The organism is Citrobacter sp. Cpo091 (assembly GCF_030332645.1).
Classification (GTDB): Bacteria; Pseudomonadota; Gammaproteobacteria; order Enterobacterales; family Enterobacteriaceae; genus Citrobacter; species Citrobacter portucalensis.
This window is the reverse complement of sequence record NZ_JAOWHL010000041.1, coordinates 248,176-265,948: the sequence shown is the minus strand read 5'-3', so window position 1 is coordinate 265,948 and position 17,773 is coordinate 248,176. Positions and strand designations below refer to the sequence as shown.

Here is a 17,773-nt window from a genome sequence, read left to right as displayed (position 1 = left end):
GATATCAGCAGTGTTCTGATCCACTTTCTCATTTGTATCAAACAACTGGGAGCCGTTAACGGCATCGGTGCTGTCCGCGGTCAGGGAGCCTGCCGCCAGATTGGTGATCTTGCTGGCGCTTCCCGCGTGGTTAGCGCTGAATGCGCTTGCGCTGTCATCCCACAATAACGCGTCATTGGTTAAGTCAGCGACAGAGGCTTCTGTGTTAGTGATAGAGTTGTTCAGTGCGCTTAACGCACTGCCTACGTTATTGTAGGTGCCTGTGCCTACCTCGTAGAGGGGAGCATTCACTGTACCATCAGAGTTAACGGAGGCGCCTCCGCCTAGTCGGTCGGCAACGGATTGACTTAAAGAATAAATTTGCGCACCTGTGACTGCATCTGTACTGCTGGAATTGATGTCGCCTTTAGCAACGTAGGTGATCTGCCGCTGCGTGGTGCTGTTACCCACAGCAACGGAATTGTCTTCCTGGGCGGTAGAGCCTGCGCCAATGGCAACGGAGTTAGTGCCTGTCGCTTTTGCTCCATTACCGAGAGCGGCGCTATTATTGCCGCCCGCGGTAGCCTTATTGCCCAACGCAACCGAGGTTTCTCCGCTGGCGTTAGCGTTGACCCCCATTGCCATTGAATAACTTCCCGCGGCTGAAGATGAGGCACCCATCGCAATGGCACGGTTGCCGGTTGAGCTTGCTTTTACGCCGAGCGCTAGCGAAGAGTCACCGGATGAATCACTGTATGAACCAATAGCGGTACTCCATTTCCCCATCGCGGAGGCGTGATAACCCATCGCGGCGCTTGCGCCATCTTCGTTGGTGTAAGTATTGGCTGTGGCAGCGGTACCAATTGCAATCCACCCTGTTCCCGTTGTACCGGATACAGTAACACCGCTGCCAGTATCGTTCCCTGCGTTGGCCAGCGCATCCGCTGAGATCATAATACCGCTAAGGCTGATGAGTGCGGAAACCGCCAGCTTTCTGCGGCCGCTTTTTTTGCCGCGGCTTTTTGCGGTTTCACTGGTGACAATAAATGTTCCCGTAGCGGCATTCCAGAGGACTTTAAATATTCTGTTCATGGATAAGTGCTTTCCTTTTCTAAAATAGTTGTATCAATAGCTATTATTTTTTGGGCTTCTTTTTTGTATCGTTAATAGGTTGTGTGCTTTCGAAAGTAACATTCTTCATGTTAATGCCTATTTTTAGATACTTAAGATTATTGGGCGATACGCCTTTTAATGTCAGCGTGACATTGGTCCATGCTCCCGGTAAGAGTTCGATTGTCGAATCCATTTGCGTGTTGAGCAGGAGTTGTCGCCAGCGAGGTAGATCTTTTGCCTCGGAAGGTTTTTTCGTACCCCATGTCATATTAAACGCCAGGTTTGATACGGGAACGCTGAGTAAGTTAACCAAATCAAGATGAATAACACTTCCATCATCTATTGGCTCAATAGATAAAATACGCCCGGCTAATCCAATATTGCCGTTGTTAATAATAAAATAGTGCGTTTGTGATGGGTCCAGTTCTGTGTAGTCGAATAGTCGTTGTTTACGTTCAATACGGCCAACGACTTCGGCGACCTTTTGGGTCGCCTGGATAAGCGTAGTTTGTTGTTTTTCTAAAAGGTCTATCTTTGCTTCTTGTTCTTTTTGCTGTTTTTTTAGTTCTTCGACAAGGTGTTTATCTGCAAAGTAATCACAACCCGATAACAAGAATGTGAATCCAAAAACAATCAGGGGGATAAATTTTCCATTTTTGTGCATATAAAATATCCTTATTAATTACTAATGTAGTATTAATAGTTAACCTATTATTTATACAGCTAACTCATCATCCTGCGAGTATTGTCAATAACCCGTTAATACATGGTATAATGAACATATTCATTGCTTTTATAGGATTGAGCCATTGCTCGATAATTTTAATTAATTACCCATGGCAATGCCTTATAAAAATATAATCATAATATTTATGTATGGGGCATTGTTTTATAGATGATAATGTTATTTAATTTTGTGGGTCAATTATATTCTGCGGGTCATGAGAAAAGTGGAAGAAAAAATTCATTGTATAAATACAAATAGACATGGTGGAGTAATTTATTTTCATGAAAAGCAGGGAGGGCCGTTAAAAATGAACTTGTATATAAGCGGTGTAAATATTTATGGGGAAAAATTCGGAATATAGCCCGATGCTCTCAAGACACCCGCTGTACGACGGGTGTCTTGAGAGCCTGTGATACGAGAGTGTTTAGAACTCGTTCTTCGCAAAGCCAGTCATCTCTTTCAGGCCCATTTCACGGCCAAGCTCGGTCATCGGGTGGACGACGATCAGGCCGCGCACGCTTTTCTTCAGTTTGCCCATGTCAGCCTGCTCTTTTTTGGTGATGGCCCGACGGAACGGAAGTTTTGTCAGCTTTTGCGCTTCTTTGCTCAGCTTCTGGCTGTGAACTTCACGCAGGCGTGCGATCTCGGCTTCCAGAGTTTCTTTCTCTTTTTCCAGCTCCGCGTATTTGTCGGCGGCTTCAACCAGGGACAGGTCTGCCTGCTGGTGGCGAATAGCGTCCAGACGATCGCTCAGGCGTTTAATTTCGTTTTTTTCGACTTCTTTCATAGGATAGCTTCTGATAAAAATAGGATGAATGCCCTATAGTATGCGCGCAGAGCGGGATTATTCACAACTGCTCGAAGATAAATAATCAAATACCGTAAGTATTAATTAGCTAATGATAATGTTACTGCATTGATTAACAAGGAATTTTAAGCGATAAGATCGGCCGTGGTGCTTTTTATTGGCGTGTTCGTGGTGAAGCACGTTTTCCTCAATATAAACACCCAACTGATCCTAAACTTAAATGATCAACCGCACAGGCTGAGCGCGGTTAATACATGGAGGAGGGAAGATTATGGCGAAAATAGGTGAGAACGTTTCAATCCTGATTGATAAAACTGTCGATTTTATGGCTTCAAGCCAGGCTTTTCGCGAATATTTGAATAAAACACCGCCGCGCAACGTTGTCCCTTCAGAAATACCGCAGGAAAACGCGCAGCTGTATCTGCAACGTCTGGCGTACTATCGGCAGCTGTATCGACCGCAGCAGGAAGAGAAATAAGCAAACATCGTCTTATTTTTGAAAGGCTTTTTTTAAGCTGATTTTAGAAATCAGCTCGGTCAGGGAAAGGACCATGGTGGATCGTACCATCTGCTGGTAACGCTGGATCTGCATGGCATGCAAACCAGAGTCTGAGGTATCAAACTGGGGTGGCGGCGGGAGTGCCGTCACGCAGTGAAGTTCACCAAACGGTCCAAGAATTTCGTCGTCGGTGAATGCGTATTCATTGCCGTCGTGATTCAGCTCCTCCCGCAGCGCCATCAGCAGCTCCGCATCTTCGTACTCCGGGCGACTGAGTACGCCCAGGCCGTAGATTAACTTCAGACGAACAGAAAGATCGCCCAACGGACCATCGCCGTCTAGCAGCGGTTCTACGGCGTATTTCACCGCATAGTCGTCTTTGCGAAATACCTGAAGCACAAGGATATTCACCGCCTCGGTGAGCAGTTCTACGGCGGTGATGAGGAAGCTGCGTACGGTTTTGCCAGCATTCAGACGCTCAAGCACACGATTTTCAAAGGCCTGCGTTTGTTCCATTATTGCCTGCATATCTGACAATCTATTATTCAGGCGCAGGATATCCTGCGCCAGGTCCTGCATCATTTCTTTGCGTTATACGCGTTAACAGCCTCAAGCACGACATCACTATTGGCATCCAGCCCGGAAACTTGCGCCAGCGCGGCCTGTGGACCTTTTTCGTCAATCAGCGCGGCCAGTTCCTGTGCCTGCGGATCTTCTTCGCTGCGATAGTGCATCGCTGCCGCAGTACCGGTAACCAGATTCGCATGCGGCAAACCATACTCCAGCGTACCCAGCAGCGGTTTAATCAGGCGGTCGCCTGCGCTCAGCTTACGCAGCGGCTGACGACCTACGCGCTCAACGTCATCTTTCAGATACGGGTTTTCAAAACGACCGAGGATTTTCTGAATGTATGCCGCATGTTTTGCTGCATCAAAGCCATAGCGTTTGATCAGTACCGCGCCGCTCTCTTCCATCGCACCTTTTACCACTGCGCGGATTTTCTCGTCGAGAATCGCGTCACGGATGGTCTGATGACCGGTCAATTTTCCGAGGTACGCGGTTATAGCATGCCCGGTGTTCAGCGTGAAGAGTTTACGTTCGACAAATGCCATCAGGTTATCAGTTAATTCCATTCCTGGGATATTTGGCAGTTCACCTTTGAACTGTGTTTTGTCGACAATCCACTCACTGAAGGTTTCGACGGTAACTTCCAGCGGATCGTTGGTTGCTGAAGCCGAAGGCGGAACAATGCGGTCCACGGCAGAATCGACAAAGCCAACATGTTCTTCAACCCAGGCTTTATCTTCATCTGCTAACGCGTTCATTACATGGCCTTTCAACTGGGTCGTTCCGCGCACCATGTTTTCACAAGCGATGATATTTAGTGGAGTAGCGATGCCCTGCGCCTTGCGTTTAACCAGTCCTTTGGCGATGGCTGGAGCGATACGCTCAAGTACAACCGGACCGACGGCGGTAGTGACTAAATCTACGTGGGCAATCAGTTCAACAACATCATCGCCGATGCTGCTTACAGCGTTGACGCCGGAGACGGTATCAACCTGCTCATTTTCACCCACGACATGAACCTGATAGCTATGACGGGCATTCAGGGCATCGAGCACGACCTGATTTACATCCGCGAACGTCAGCTGTATCCCCGCGTCCGCCAGCAGTTTGCCGATAAAGCCACGACCGATATTACCTGCGCCAAAATGTAATGCTTTCATAGTATTAACCTTCATTAATGTTTTTACCCAAGAGGGCTGGGGTGAGGGACTGCATTGATTTCCCCTCAACCTAACCCTCTCCACAAGGGAGAGGATATCGCCTTCATATTTCGAACTGCAGATGCGTTGGCTCTCCTCGCTCACCCCAGTCACGTACTTATGTACGCTCCTGGGGATTCACTGCGTTGCCGCCTTCCTGCAGCTCGAACTATTTTGGGGATACTTAACTGTTAAGCTTTTTTACCTGCCAGCAGTTCCAGAACTTCATCCACGCTGGTGGTATGGGCCAGACGTTCGATTACGGATTCATCATCCAGAGCGTTGGTCAGGCTGGTAATCACCTGGATGTGCTCGTTGTTACGCGCTGCGATACCAATAACCAGACGGGCAATATCGTCTTCTTCTTCACCGAAGCGAACGCCTTCCGGGTACTGGCAGAACACCACACCGGTTTTCAGCACGCGGTCTTTGGCTTCAACCGTACCGTGCGGTACTGCGATGGACTCACCCAGGTAAGTCGGGGTCAGTTTTTCGCGGTCCAGCATCGCCTCGACGTATTCTGGCTCAACGTAACCACCTTTCACCAGTTGCTCACCAGCAAAGCGAATCGCTTCTTCTTTGTTAGCCGCTTTACGGCCAAGGAAGATGTTCTCCGCACCCAGTTTGAACAGGTGGGTATCACCCTCTTCAAAGCTGTCTTTCAGGTGGTCGCGAACTTTCTCCTCGTTCACGTTGTGGCGCTGCGCAGCGACCAGACGTTCGGTCAGGTTGGAGTACAGACCGCTGTCGAGGAAGTTGGTCAGCGAAATGTGCTGTGCCTGAGGCACCTGGCGCATCGCGCGTTCGGTCAGGTCACGGTGGGTAATGACCAGATCCACATCCGGCGGCAGATTATTAATCGCGCTGTTAGTGACGGAAATCTGAGACAGCCCTGCATCCTGTACTTTCTTACGCAGTACGCCCGCACCCATAGCGCTGGAACCCATACCGGCATCGCAGGCAACGATGATTTTACGCACATGGCTCAGGTCGTTGGTGACGTCGCCAGCCGCCAGCGGGGATGCGCCTTTGGATTCCGCTTTCATGTCGTGCATACGACGGGTTGCGGCATCAATGTCATCATCTTCTTTCACTTTGCTGGTTTTCAGCAGAATGGCTGAGACCACAAAGGAGACTGCCATAGCCGCACAGATAGCAGCGATGTTAGCGAAGTAAGCTCCCTTAGGTGTCATTGCCAGCACGGCCAGGATAGAACCCGGAGACGCCGGAGAAACCAGACCGCCGTTCAGGATAGTCAGGGTAAATACGCCAGTCATACCGCCGAGAATAACGGCCAGGATCAGGCGCGGGTTCATCAGCACGTACGGGAAGTAAATTTCGTGGATACCACCCAGGAAGTGGATGATAGCCGCGCCGCCTGCAGACTGCTTAGCGCTGCCGCGACCGAAGAACATGTACGCCAGCAGGACGCCCATACCCGGACCTGGGTTAGCTTCAATCAGGAAGAAGATGGATTTACCCATCTCATGGGACTGCTGAATACCCAGCGGTGAGAAAATACCGTGGTTAATGGCGTTGTTGAGGAACAGGATTTTCGCCGGTTCAACGAAAATCGATGCCAGTGGCAGCATGTCATGGACAACCATGAAGTTAACGCCTGCCGCCAGAATTTTGGACAGTGCTTCAACCAATGGGCCAATGCCGAGGAATGCCAGAATGGCGAGGATCATACCGATGATGCCAGCGGAGAAGTTATTCACCAGCATCTCAAAACCGGATTTGATCTTACCGTCTACCCAGTTGTCGAAGTGTTTGATCGCCCAGCCGCCCAGTGGACCTGCAATCATCGCGCCGAGGAACATTGGCATGTCCGCACCGACGATAACGCCCATGGTGGTGATTGCACCAACTACGCCGCCACGCTCGCCGCCAACCAGTTTACCACCGGTATAACCGATCAGTAGCGGCAGCAGATAGGTGATCATCGGGCCGACCAGCTTCGCCAGCGTTTCGTTCGGCAACCACCCTGTCGGAATGAATAATGCGGTGATAATACCCCACGCGATAAACGCGCCGATATTTGGCATCACCATGTTGCTGAGGAATCGACCAAAGCTTTGCACCTTGATCTTAATATCGGATGACATAAAAACACCCCTTCTTATGTTTGCTATCACGCAGGCTGAAAGCCCGAGGTTTGTTAATGTAGCGGCAGGAGGTAGCCGGACCCTGTAGATACTGCGAAATCTGGCACTGAATCGTTCAACTGTCCAGTCGACGGCCTTTTATGTGACATTCGTCACGTAAATATAGGGTGTATGGCGTTAGTTAATGTGATTTTCATCACAAAATACCGGTACAAAAAAACATCGCAGTGCAATAATTCGCTGAAAATGAGGATTAAATGTGAAGTGATTCACATTTTTGCTTTCCTTGTTTGTTGGATTTTTGTGATGTGAATCGCAAAGTATTTTCATCTGAAATTTATCAGATGTGATCTGCGGCAGGTTCTACCCCCGACATTTTTTATTGCAAAACAAAGCAATTTCTCACCAGAAAAAATATTTATTTTGTGGTATGGCAAAAACCCTTAACTCCAGTTATGTTCAAAACATCAGCCAGGGTGCATACGGCTGCCGGCATAAAAAAACTCTAATTAGCGTGAATTCGAGGCAGGTATGTTTCTAAATTATTTCGCGTTGGGCGTGCTGATTTTCGTATTTCTGGTTCTGTTTTATGGAATCATCGCCATCCACGATATTCCCTATAACATGGCTAAAAAACGTAACCATCCCCATGCCGATGCCATCCATACTGCAGGATGGGTGAGCTTGTTCACTCTTCATGTTATTTGGCCGTTCCTGTGGATCTGGGCCACGCTCTACCAGCCTGAAAAGGGATGGGGAATGCAGTCACACATCACACCGACCGGAAAGGAGTCAGACCCTGAGATTGCCGCGCTGGCAGCGCGAATCACCCAGTTGGAAAAAAGACTGGATGGGGAGAAAAAAACCGATAACTCCACCTTTCCGGAGATTTAATCATGGATTTGTTGATAGTCCTGACCTATGTGGCCTTTGCCTGGGCCATCTTTAAAATATTCCGTATTCCGGTAAACCAATGGACGCTTGCTACCGCTGCATTAGGTGGGGTGTTCATTGTTGCGGGATTGATTTTATTAATGAACTATAACCACCCGTATACCTTTACGGCGCAAAAAGCGGTTATTTCAATTCCGGTCACTCCGCAAGTCACAGGAATTGTTAGTGAGGTAACGGATAAAAATAATCAGCTAATTAAAAAAGGCGATGTGCTGTTTAAGCTCGATCCGGTACGGTATCAGGCGCGTGTCGACAGGCTGCAGGCTGATCTGGTTACCGCTACGCACAACATCGACAACCTGAAAGCACAGTTGTCGGAAGCGGTCGCCAATACCACCCGTGTATCTGCTGAACGTGACCGTCTGTATAAAGATTATCAACGCTATTTGAAAGGCAGCCAGGCGAAGGTTAACCCGTTCTCTGAAAGCGATATCGATAACGCCCGGCAAAACTATCTGGCACAGGATGCGCTGGTCAAAGGCTCGGTTGCAGAACAGACGCAGATTCAGAGCCAATTAGACAGTATGGTCAACGGTGAGCAATCTCAGGTTGCGTCCCTACGTGCCCAGCTTGCCGAGGCTAAATACAATCTTGAACAGACGGTAGTTCGTGCCCCCAGCAACGGTTATGCCACGCAGATTTTAATTCGTCCGGGGACTTACGCAGCAGCATTACCTTTGCGTCCGGTAATGGTGTTTATTCCTGAGCAAAAACGGCAAATCGTGGCGCAATTCCGCCAGAACTCGCTGCTGCGCCTTAAACCGGGCGATGAAGCGGAAGTGGTGTTTAATGCGCTGCCTGGCCAGGTTTTCACCGGCAAGCTGACCAGTATTCTTCCGGTCGTTCCGGGCGGTTCTTATCAGGCGCAGGGCGCATTACAGTCCTTAACGGTGGTGCCGGGTACCGATGGCGTGCTGGCCACGATTGAGCTGGATCCGAATGCCGATGTGGATGCGCTGCCGGACGGTATCTATGCTCAGGTTGCAGTCTATTCCGACCATTTCGCCCACGTGTCGGTAATGCGTAAAGTACTGCTGCGCATGACCAGTTGGATGCATTACCTTTATTTGGATCATTGAGACTGCCATCACCTGCCATTTTCAGTGACCTGAGCCATACTAAGCGGTGTCCCACTATCGTTGGGCACCGCTTTTTTGTTGGCAAAAAGGACCCGGCATGAAACTCATTGGCAGCTATACCAGCCCTTTTGTGCGTAAAATTTCTATTCTGTTACTGGAAAAGGGCATCACCTTCGAATTTGTGAATGAACTCCCCTATAACGCGGATAGCGGCGTGGCGCGCTATAACCCGTTAGGTAAAGTACCCGCGTTGGTCACCGATGCGGGCGAGTATTGGTTTGATTCTCCTATCATTGCGGAATATATAGAGCTACTGGATATTGCACCAGCCATGCTGCCGCGTGATCCGCTGGCTGCGCTGAAGGTACGCCAGTTGGAAGCGTTGGCAGACGGCATTATGGATGCCGGTTTAGTTTCGGTGCGCGAACAGGCTCGCCCTGCCGCGCAGCAGTCAGAAACTGAATTATTACGTCAGCGTGAGAAGATCACCCGTAGTCTGGATGTGCTGGAAGGCTATCTGGCGGATGGTACGCTGAAAACGGATACGGTTAACCTGGCAACCATTGCGATTGCCTGCGCCGTCGGTTATCTCAATTTCCGTCGGGTTGCGCCCGGTTGGTGTGTTGATCGCCCCCGTCTGGTCAAACTGGTGGAAACGCTCTTTCAACGCGAGAGTTTTGCCCGTACAGAACCGCCAAAGGCTTGATGCGTATTATGTCCGCCTGAGCAAAGTCACGGTACAATCCTTCCTATATCGATATCCCTCTCCACGGTGGAGAGGGCCACCAACAGCCAGGCCCTTTCATGACAACCGACATGCGTTCACTCTATAGCCAGCTTCCTGCTATCGATCGTTTATTGCGCGATAGCGCCTTCCCAGCCTTACGTGAATCTCACGGCCATACCCGGGTTGTTGACCTGCTGCGTCACATGCTCGACGAAGCCAGAGAAGCTATTCGCGACACGCACGCGCTCCCGGAATGGTGTGAGGACTGGGCGCAAGAAGCCAGCGCCCGGCTGGAACGAGAATCGCAAAGCGCGCTACGCCCGGTGATTAACCTGACCGGAACGGTGCTGCATACCAACCTTGGGCGCGCGTCGCAGGCCGAAGAAGCAATTGAAGCGGTGGTACAGGCGATGCGCACGCCGGTGACGCTGGAATACAGTCTGGATGATGCCGGGCGGGGACATCGGGATCGGGCCCTGGCGGATTTACTCTGCCGTCTGACGGGGGCGGAAGACGCCTGTATCGTCAATAACAATGCGGCAGCTGTTCTGCTGATGCTGGCCGCCACGGCGAACGGCAAAGAGGTGGTTGTGTCTCGCGGCGAGCTGGTGGAAATTGGCGGCGCGTTTCGTATTCCGGACGTCATGTGTCAGGCCGGATGCATTCTACGCGAGGTGGGGACCACCAACCGGACCCATGCGAAAGATTACCGCCAGGCGGTGAATGAAAACACCGGTCTGCTGATGAAAGTGCATACCAGTAATTACAGCATTGAAGGCTTCACAAAGTCGGTGGATGAGGCGGAGCTGGCCGTAATTGGCCAGGAGCTGGATGTACCGGTGGTGGCGGATCTGGGCAGTGGTTCGCTGGTCGATCTCAGCCAGTATGGTTTGCCGCAGGAGCCGATGCCGCAGCAACTGATTGCCGCTGGCGTCAGTCTGGTGAGTTTCTCCGGCGATAAACTGCTGGGCGGGCCGCAGGCTGGGATAATTGTCGGTAAAAAAGAGATGATCGCTCGTTTGCAGAGCCATCCGCTGAAACGCGCATTACGGGCAGATAAAATGACACTGGCTGCGCTGGAAGCGACGCTACGGCTCTATCTGCACCCGGAAGCACTGGCGGAGAAGTTGCCGACGTTGCGCCAGCTCACCCGCTCACAAGAAGCGATCCACGCGCAGGCACAGCAATTACAGGCACAGCTTGCAGAGCATTACGGTGATGAGTTCGCCCTGAATGTGATGCCTTGCCTGTCGCAGATTGGCAGCGGCTCACTACCTGTTGATAGGCTGCCCAGCGCGGCGCTAACCTTTACCCCACATGACGGGCGCGGGAGCCGCCTTGAAGCGTTGGCAACCCGTTGGCGTACGCTGCCCGTGCCGGTTATTGGGCGAATTTATGATGGCCGCTTATGGCTGGATCTGCGCTGCCTTGAAGACGAGACCCGGTTTATGGAGATGATGCTGAAATGATTATTGCAACCGCCGGACACGTTGACCACGGAAAAACAACGTTATTACAGGCGATTACCGGTGTGAATGCCGACCGTCTGCCGGAAGAAAAAAAGCGCGGCATGACCATCGATCTCGGCTATGCCTACTGGCCGCAGCCGGATGGGCGGGTGCTGGGGTTTATCGACGTTCCTGGACACGAAAAGTTTCTGTCCAACATGTTGGCGGGGGTCGGCGGCATCGATCACGCGTTACTGGTGGTGGCGTGTGATGATGGCGTAATGGCGCAAACCCGTGAGCATTTGCAAATTCTGCAGCTGACGGGCAATCCGCAGATCACCGTGGCACTCACGAAAGCCGACCGCGTAGACGAAGCAAGAATTGAAGAGGTGCGTGCGGAGATTCAGTCCACGCTGGGGAATTATGGTTTTGCGGAGTCGGTGCTTTTCGTCACTGCGGCCAGTGAAGGCCATGGCATCGAGGAACTGCGTGACCATTTGTTGCAATTAACGTCGCGCGAGCATGCCCGTGATCACAGCTTCCGCCTGGCGATTGACCGTGCCTTTACGGTCAAAGGCGCAGGGCTGGTGGTGACCGGGACGGCGCTCAGCGGTGAAGTGAATGTCGGTGACACGCTGTGGCTCACGGGCGTCAACAAACCGATGCGCGTACGTAGCTTGCATGCACAAAACCAAGCCACCGACCGCGCGCAAGCGGGACAACGTATTGCGCTGAATATTGCCGGCGATGCGCAAAAAGAAGAACTAAACCGCGGCGACTGGCTGCTTTCCGATGCGCCGCCAGAGGCTTTTACCCGCGTGATTGTTTCTTTAGAACATGCCGCGCCGCTGATGCAGTGGCAACCGTTGCATATTCACCACGCGGCCAGCCATGTCACCGGGCGCATCTCTCTGCTTGAAGGGACACTAGCTGAACTGGTGTTTGATACACCACTCTGGCTTGCCGATAACGACCGTCTGGTGCTGCGTGATATTTCTGCCCGCACAACGCTGGCAGGTGCACGTGTTGTGACGCTTAATCCGCCGCGACGCGGAAAGCGTAAGCCGGAATATTTACAGTGGCTGTCGGCGCTGGAAAACGCGCAGACTGACGGTGACGCTCTGGCGCTGCACCTGGCGCGTGGGGCGGTGAATATTCCTGACTTTGCCTGGGCGCGTCAGCTCAATGGCAATGGTATGCGTCCGTTGATTGAGCAACATGGATTTATTCAGGCGGGATACAGCCTGTTGAATGCCCCCGTTGCCGCGCGCTGGCAGCGGAAAGTTCTCGATACGCTGGCGACCTACCATGAGCAGCACCGTGATGAACCAGGGCCCGGGCGCGAGCGCCTGCGCCGTATGGCTTTGCCGATGGAAGACGAAGCGCTGGTATTGCTGCTAATTGAAAAGATGCGCGAGAGTGGCGCTATTCATAGCCATCATGGCTGGTTGCATTTGCCGGAACATAAGGCGGGTTTCAGCGATGAGCAGTTGGCAATCTGGCAAAAGGTAGAACCACTTTTTGGCGATGAGCCGTGGTGGGTGCGCGATTTGGCAAAACAGACGGGAACGGATGAACAGATGATGCGTGTGGCGTTACGACAAGCGGCACAGCAAGGCATCATTACCGCGATCGTGAAAGATCGTTATTACCGTAACGATCGGATTGTGGCCTTTGCCAATATGATCCGCGAACTGGATCAGGAAAGGGGATCGACATGTGCCGCCGATTTTCGCGACAGGCTTAACGTTGGGCGCAAATTGGCTATCCAAATTCTGGAATATTTTGACCGCATTGGTTTTACTCGTCGTCGGGGAAATGATCATTTATTACGCGATGCGTTGCTGTTCCCTGAAAAATAATGAAACAATTAATTCATGGATTAAATGAATTAATACAAAATAGATGTTGATTGAAATAAGCACATTAGATTATGAACCTAATGTGCTTTTTAATTGTAAGTGTTATTAAAATAACAACCACGATCATATTTTGTTGGAAATTTCACTCGTATGCTTCCTACCTCTTTAGAGTAATTAAGGATCGTACAATGGCTGCTTCAACATTTTTTATTCCTTCCGTGAATGTAATCGGCGCTGACGCATTAAAAGACGCAATGAATACAATGGCGGAATATGGTTTTCGCCGTACGCTGATTGTTACGGATGCCATGCTGACGAAATTAGGTATGGCTGGCGATATTCAAAAAACGCTACAGGAACATGATATTTCCAGCGTAATTTACGATGGTACGCATCCTAACCCCACGACCAGTAACGTTGCCGCTGGCCTGAAAATGCTGAAAGAAAATGACTGTGATAGCGTTATTTCTCTCGGCGGCGGCTCTCCTCACGATTGTGCGAAGGGCATTGCGCTGGTGGCGGCTAACGGTGGCGATATTCGTGACTACGAAGGCGTAGACCGCTCTGCAAAACCGCAGCTGCCGATGATCGCCATCAACACCACGGCGGGTACGGCATCTGAAATGACCCGCTTCTGCATCATCACTGATGAAGTACGCCACATTAAAATGGCGATTGTGGATAAGCATGTTACACCGCTGCTGTCCGTCAATGACTCCTCGCTGATGGTCGGTATGCCGAAGTCTCTGACGGCGGCTACCGGTATGGATGCGCTGACTCACGCTATCGAAGCCTATGTTTCTATTGCTGCGACCCCCATTACCGATGCGTGCGCGCTTAAAGCCGTCACCATGATTGCGGAAAACCTGCCGGTCGCCGTGGAAGAGGGCGGCAATGCTCAGGCGCGCGAAGCCATGGCCTATGCGCAGTTCCTCGCAGGTATGGCCTTTAACAATGCCTCCCTTGGCTACGTGCATGCGATGGCGCACCAGTTGGGTGGCTTCTACGATCTGCCACACGGAGTATGTAATGCCGTACTGCTGCCGCACGTACAGGTATTTAATAGCAAAGTTGCTGCCGCCCGCCTGCGCGATTGCGCCTCGGCAATGGGTGTGAACGTTGCTGGTCTGAGCGAAGAGCAAGGGGCAGAAGCCTGCATCGCGGCGATCCGCGAACTGGCGCAGAAAGTGAATATTCCGGCTGGGCTGCGTGAGCTGAACGTGAAAGAAGAAGATTTTGCCGTTCTGGCGACTAATGCCCTGAAAGATGCCTGTGGTTTCACTAACCCGATTCAGGCGACACATGAAGAAATCATGGCGATTTATCGTGCTGCGATGTAATTCGTGATACCTGTCGTAAAGCAGTAAAAGGCTGGCGAATAATTCGCCAGTCCCGTCTACCCTTGTAGTACCCCTACAGCAAGGAGACGGTCATGACCAATAACCCCCCTTCAACACGTATTTATCCCGGCGAGTATGGTTACCCTCTGAAGTTAAAAGCCCGATACGATAACTTTATCGGCGGTGACTGGGTCGCACCGGTGGACGGTGAGTATTACCAAAACCTGACGCCGGTAACCGGGCAATTACTGTGCGAAGTGGCCTCTTCCGGCAAAAAGGACATCGATTTGGCACTGGATGCCGCGCACAAAGCAAAAGATAAATGGGCGCAGACTTCCGTGCAGGACAGGGCGGCGATTTTGTTCAAAATTGCCGATCGTATGGAGCAAAATCTGGAGCTGCTGGCGACGGCTGAAACCTGGGATAACGGTAAACCCATCCGTGAAACCAGCGCGGCAGATGTGCCGCTGGCGATTGACCATTTCCGCTATTTCGCGTCCTGTATTCGTGCACAGGAAGGGGGAATAAGCGAAGTTGATAGCGATACCGTGGCGTATCACTTCCATGAACCTCTTGGCGTGGTGGGGCAAATTATCCCGTGGAACTTCCCGCTGTTGATGGCCAGCTGGAAGATGGCGCCTGCCCTGGCTGCCGGTAACTGTGTCGTGCTTAAACCTGCGCGCCTGACGCCGCTGTCCGTGTTGTTGCTGATGGAAGTTGTCGGCGATCTGCTCCCGCCTGGCGTGGTGAACGTGGTAAACGGCGCGGGTGGGGAAATCGGTGAGTATCTGGCGACGTCAAAACGCATTGCAAAAGTGGCGTTTACCGGCTCAACGGAAGTTGGGCAGCAGATCATGCAGTACGCCACGCAGAACATTATCCCTGTCACGCTGGAGCTGGGCGGGAAATCCCCCAATATCTTCTTCGCGGACGTGATGGATGAAGAAGATGCGTTCTTTGACAAAGCGCTGGAAGGTTTTGCATTGTTTGCCTTCAACCAGGGCGAAGTATGTACCTGCCCGAGTCGTGCGCTGGTACAAGAATCCATTTACGAACGTTTTATGGAAAGAGCCATACGTCGGGTGGAAAGTATCCGTAGCGGCAACCCGTTAGACAGCGTGACGCAAATGGGCGCGCAGGTGTCGCATGGTCAACTGGAAACCATTCTGAATTACATCGACATTGGTAAAAAAGAAGGGGCAGATGTTCTCACCGGCGGGCGGCGCAAGCAGCTGGATGGCGAGTTAAAAGAGGGGTACTACCTCGAACCGACTATTCTGTTTGGTAAGAACAACATGCGGGTTTTCCAGGAGGAGATCTTCGGACCGGTGCTGGCCGTCACGACCTTCAAAACTATGGAGGAAGCGCTGGAAATCGCTAATGACACCCAATATGGGCTTGGCGCTGGCGTCTGGAGTCGTAACGGAAATCTGGCTTACAAAATGGGGCGTGGGATTCAGGCGGGGCGAGTTTGGACCAACTGTTACCATGCTTACCCGGCACATGCGGCGTTCGGCGGCTACAAGCAGTCGGGTATCGGGCGCGAGACGCATAAGATGATGCTTGAGCATTATCAGCAAACCAAATGCCTGTTAGTGAGCTACTCTGATAAACCACTGGGGCTGTTTTAATTTCACGTCACCTACTGCCCGGTCGCGTTTAGCGTACCGGGCATCAAGTTTTGTCCTCAGGTAAGTGGCTGGGGTGAACGAACGCAGCCAACAAAGAAGCAGCTCGAAAGACGACGGGTATATATAAACCCATATATCGTTATATAAATAAGATAATTGCATCCAATCTGGTCATTCCAATACTATTATCAACTCTATTGTTTAAATCAAATTGCATCCGAATTCCTTAATTTAAATCCCTGAGGCAAATATGTTCCTTAATTATTTTGCATTAGGAGTGCTTATTTTTGTATTCCTGGTCATTTTTTACGGGATTATTATTCTGCATGATATTCCCTATCTAATTGCAAAGAAACGTAACCATCCTCATGCCGACGCAATACATGTTGCGGGTTGGGTTAGTTTGTTTACCTTACATGTTATTTGGCCCTTTTTATGGATCTGGGCAACGCTTTATCGCCCGGAACGCGGGTGGGGTATGCAGAGCGCGGATTCTTCCCTGATCCAGCTTCAGGCAAGGGTTGCGGATCTGGAAAAGAAACTGGGTGAGGCCAAGACCTCTCCGGCGGAGTAATATCGATGGATTTACTGATTGTTCTGACCTATGTGGCGTGTGCATGGTCAATATTTAAAATTTTTAAAATTCCTGTAAATAAATGGACAGTTCCTACCGCGGCATTAGGCGGTATATTCATTGTTTGCGGACTTATATTACTGATGAATTATAACCATCCGTATACATTTAAGGCACAAAAAGCGGTAATTTCTATTCCCGTGGTGCCGCAGGTAACGGGTGTAGTGACAGAAGTGACGGATAAGAAGAATACGCTAATCAAAAAAGGCGAGGTTCTGTTTAAGCTTAATCCAGGGCGTTATCAGGCGCGGGTCGATCGCCTGAAGGCTGATATTGTCACCGCACAGCATAAAGAGCAGGCTCTGGTTGCGCAGTTAGACGAAATGAAAGCCAACACGCAGCGGGCAAAGGCCACGCGTGACAAACTGGCAAAAGATTACCAGCGCTATGCGCAGGGGAGTCAGGCGAAGGTGAATCCTTTTTCTGAACGCGATATCGACGCGGCGCGCCAAAACTACCTGGCGCAGGAAGCCTCGGTGAAATCCTCCGTTGCAGAACAACAGCAAATTCAGAGCCAGTTGGACAGCCTGGTACTGGGTGAGAATTCGCAAATTGCCAGCCTGAAAGCACAGCTAGCGGAAGCAGAGTTCAACCTGGACCAGACCGTGGTTCGCGCGCCCAGCGATGGTTACGTCACTCAGGTGCTGATGCGCCCAGGAACCTATGCCGCCGCGCTGCCGATGCGTCCGGTCATGGTATTCATCCCGGATCAGAAACGACAAATTATCGCCCAGTTCCGTCAAAACTCGCTGTTGCGACTGGAACCAGGCGATGAAGCTGAAGTGGTGTTTAACGCCCTGCCGGGTAAGGTGTTTAGCGGTAAACTGGCAGCTATTAGTCCGGCAGTACCGGGTGGTACATACCAGTCGAACGGGGCACTGCAATCTTTAAACTCTACGCCCGGTTCGGAAGGGGTAATCGCCACGATTGAGCTGAACGACAATGCGGATGTGAATGCGTTGCCTGATGGGATCTACGCCCAGGTTGCCGTTTACTCTGACCATTTCGAACATGTGTCGGTCATGCGCAAGGTGTTGCTGCGGATGACCAGTTGGGTGCATTACCTGTATCTCGACCACTAAGCGCAGGCTATTTCGC

Annotated in this window: 16 protein-coding genes; 10 read left to right on the top strand and 6 right to left on the bottom strand. The window is 51.2% G+C overall.

The genetic code is table 11. The features are described from left to right. The 3 genes from OGY04_RS23090 to OGY04_RS23080 all read right to left on the bottom strand — a co-directional run. Positions 1-1,071 (bottom strand): ESPR-type extended signal peptide-containing protein (locus tag OGY04_RS23090; RefSeq protein WP_286586073.1); only part of this gene is annotated, 1,071 nt, incomplete at its 3' end. 43 nt (positions 1,072-1,114) lie between these two features. Next, positions 1,115-1,756, bottom strand: coding sequence for a SadB/YajI family lipoprotein (locus tag OGY04_RS23085; protein WP_111464512.1), 642 nt, complete (start codon positions 1,754-1,756; stop codon positions 1,115-1,117). A gap of 487 nt (positions 1,757-2,243) precedes the next feature. Continuing rightward, positions 2,244-2,606 (bottom strand): YibL family ribosome-associated protein, encoded by a 363-nt coding sequence (locus tag OGY04_RS23080; RefSeq protein ID WP_048237001.1) that lies wholly within the window; start codon positions 2,604-2,606, stop codon positions 2,244-2,246. Positions 2,607-2,898: 292 nt separating this feature from the next. On the opposite strand from OGY04_RS23080, the gene OGY04_RS23075 reads away from it, so the two are divergent. Further along, positions 2,899-3,105: a hypothetical protein gene (locus OGY04_RS23075; RefSeq protein ID WP_032945348.1), complete on the top strand. Its 207-nt coding sequence runs from the start codon at positions 2,899-2,901 to the stop codon at positions 3,103-3,105. A 12-nt stretch (positions 3,106-3,117) separates the two neighbouring features. Here OGY04_RS23075 and mtlR read toward each other — a convergent pair whose 3' ends face one another. The 3 genes from mtlR to mtlA form a co-directional block, all read right to left on the bottom strand. Further along, positions 3,118-3,705, bottom strand: coding sequence for a mannitol operon repressor MtlR (gene mtlR, locus OGY04_RS23070; protein ID WP_003024179.1), 588 nt, complete (start codon positions 3,703-3,705; stop codon positions 3,118-3,120). After that, entirely contained in the window at positions 3,705-4,853 is a 1,149-nt protein-coding gene (gene mtlD, locus OGY04_RS23065; protein ID WP_286586072.1) for a mannitol-1-phosphate 5-dehydrogenase, read from the bottom strand. Before mtlD ends, mtlR begins: the two co-directional genes overlap by 1 nt. Positions 4,854-5,083: 230 nt before the next feature. Next, the gene (mtlA, locus tag OGY04_RS23060) at positions 5,084-7,000 is read right to left on the bottom strand and encodes a PTS mannitol transporter subunit IICBA (RefSeq protein WP_003827337.1); all 1,917 of its coding nucleotides are present in this window, start codon (positions 6,998-7,000) and stop codon (positions 5,084-5,086) included. A 531-nt stretch (positions 7,001-7,531) separates the two neighbouring features. On the opposite strand from mtlA, the gene OGY04_RS23055 reads away from it, so the two are divergent. The 9 genes from OGY04_RS23055 to OGY04_RS23015 all read left to right on the top strand — a co-directional run bounded on the left by OGY04_RS23055 (position 7,532) and on the right by OGY04_RS23015 (position 17,757). Further along, positions 7,532-7,894: a DUF3302 domain-containing protein gene (locus OGY04_RS23055; RefSeq protein WP_003827338.1), complete on the top strand. Its 363-nt coding sequence runs from the start codon at positions 7,532-7,534 to the stop codon at positions 7,892-7,894. A gap of 2 nt (positions 7,895-7,896) precedes the next feature. Continuing rightward, entirely contained in the window at positions 7,897-9,033 is a 1,137-nt protein-coding gene (locus tag OGY04_RS23050) for an HlyD family secretion protein (RefSeq protein ID WP_003827339.1), read from the top strand. A gap of 97 nt (positions 9,034-9,130) precedes the next feature. Continuing rightward, positions 9,131-9,739 (top strand): glutathione S-transferase, encoded by a 609-nt coding sequence (locus tag OGY04_RS23045; protein WP_008786453.1) that lies wholly within the window; start codon positions 9,131-9,133, stop codon positions 9,737-9,739. A 98-nt stretch (positions 9,740-9,837) separates the two neighbouring features. Continuing rightward, positions 9,838-11,229: an L-seryl-tRNA(Sec) selenium transferase gene (gene selA, locus OGY04_RS23040; protein ID WP_286586071.1), complete on the top strand. Its 1,392-nt coding sequence runs from the start codon at positions 9,838-9,840 to the stop codon at positions 11,227-11,229. Then, positions 11,226-13,070: a selenocysteine-specific translation elongation factor gene (gene selB / locus OGY04_RS23035; RefSeq protein ID WP_286586070.1), complete on the top strand. Its 1,845-nt coding sequence runs from the start codon at positions 11,226-11,228 to the stop codon at positions 13,068-13,070. The genes selA and selB overlap by 4 nt, the downstream gene beginning before the upstream one ends. Positions 13,071-13,258: 188 nt before the next feature. Beyond that, a complete protein-coding gene (yiaY, locus tag OGY04_RS23030) occupies positions 13,259-14,410 on the top strand; it encodes an L-threonine dehydrogenase (protein ID WP_286586069.1) in 1,152 nt (383 codons plus the stop codon). A gap of 92 nt (positions 14,411-14,502) precedes the next feature. Then, positions 14,503-16,041, top strand: a complete 1,539-nt coding sequence (gene aldB, locus OGY04_RS23025) for an aldehyde dehydrogenase AldB (protein WP_048215318.1) — start codon at positions 14,503-14,505, stop codon at positions 16,039-16,041. Positions 16,042-16,291: 250 nt separating this feature from the next. Beyond that, complete coding sequence (locus tag OGY04_RS23020; protein WP_003024200.1) at positions 16,292-16,615, top strand: DUF3302 domain-containing protein; 324 nt, start codon at positions 16,292-16,294, stop codon at positions 16,613-16,615. Between the two features lie 5 nt (positions 16,616-16,620). After that, the gene (locus OGY04_RS23015; RefSeq protein WP_003827345.1) at positions 16,621-17,757 is read left to right on the top strand and encodes an HlyD family secretion protein; all 1,137 of its coding nucleotides are present in this window, start codon (positions 16,621-16,623) and stop codon (positions 17,755-17,757) included. The last annotated feature ends 16 nt before the right edge of the window (positions 17,758-17,773 follow it).

What these genes read in the sequence shown, in the direction of transcription:
- OGY04_RS23085 (WP_111464512.1), bottom strand. Translation starts at nt 1,756, where the DNA reads ATGCACAAAAATGGAAAATTTATCCCCCTGATTGTTTTTGGATTCACA.
- mtlR (WP_003024179.1), bottom strand. Translation starts at nt 3,705, where the DNA reads ATGCAGGACCTGGCGCAGGATATCCTGCGCCTGAATAATAGATTGTCA.
- OGY04_RS23020 (WP_003024200.1), top strand. Translation starts at nt 16,292, where the DNA reads ATGTTCCTTAATTATTTTGCATTAGGAGTGCTTATTTTTGTATTCCTG.
- mtlA (WP_003827337.1), bottom strand. Translation starts at nt 7,000, where the DNA reads ATGTCATCCGATATTAAGATCAAGGTGCAAAGCTTTGGTCGATTCCTC.
- OGY04_RS23045 (WP_008786453.1), top strand. Translation starts at nt 9,131, where the DNA reads ATGAAACTCATTGGCAGCTATACCAGCCCTTTTGTGCGTAAAATTTCT.
- OGY04_RS23015 (WP_003827345.1), top strand. Translation starts at nt 16,621, where the DNA reads ATGGATTTACTGATTGTTCTGACCTATGTGGCGTGTGCATGGTCAATA.
- selA (WP_286586071.1), top strand. Translation starts at nt 9,838, where the DNA reads ATGACAACCGACATGCGTTCACTCTATAGCCAGCTTCCTGCTATCGAT.
- OGY04_RS23080 (WP_048237001.1), bottom strand. Translation starts at nt 2,606, where the DNA reads ATGAAAGAAGTCGAAAAAAACGAAATTAAACGCCTGAGCGATCGTCTG.
- OGY04_RS23055 (WP_003827338.1), top strand. Translation starts at nt 7,532, where the DNA reads ATGTTTCTAAATTATTTCGCGTTGGGCGTGCTGATTTTCGTATTTCTG.
- yiaY (WP_286586069.1), top strand. Translation starts at nt 13,259, where the DNA reads ATGGCTGCTTCAACATTTTTTATTCCTTCCGTGAATGTAATCGGCGCT.
- OGY04_RS23075 (WP_032945348.1), top strand. Translation starts at nt 2,899, where the DNA reads ATGGCGAAAATAGGTGAGAACGTTTCAATCCTGATTGATAAAACTGTC.
- OGY04_RS23050 (WP_003827339.1), top strand. Translation starts at nt 7,897, where the DNA reads ATGGATTTGTTGATAGTCCTGACCTATGTGGCCTTTGCCTGGGCCATC.
- selB (WP_286586070.1), top strand. Translation starts at nt 11,226, where the DNA reads ATGATTATTGCAACCGCCGGACACGTTGACCACGGAAAAACAACGTTA.
- aldB (WP_048215318.1), top strand. Translation starts at nt 14,503, where the DNA reads ATGACCAATAACCCCCCTTCAACACGTATTTATCCCGGCGAGTATGGT.
- mtlD (WP_286586072.1), bottom strand. Translation starts at nt 4,853, where the DNA reads ATGAAAGCATTACATTTTGGCGCAGGTAATATCGGTCGTGGCTTTATC.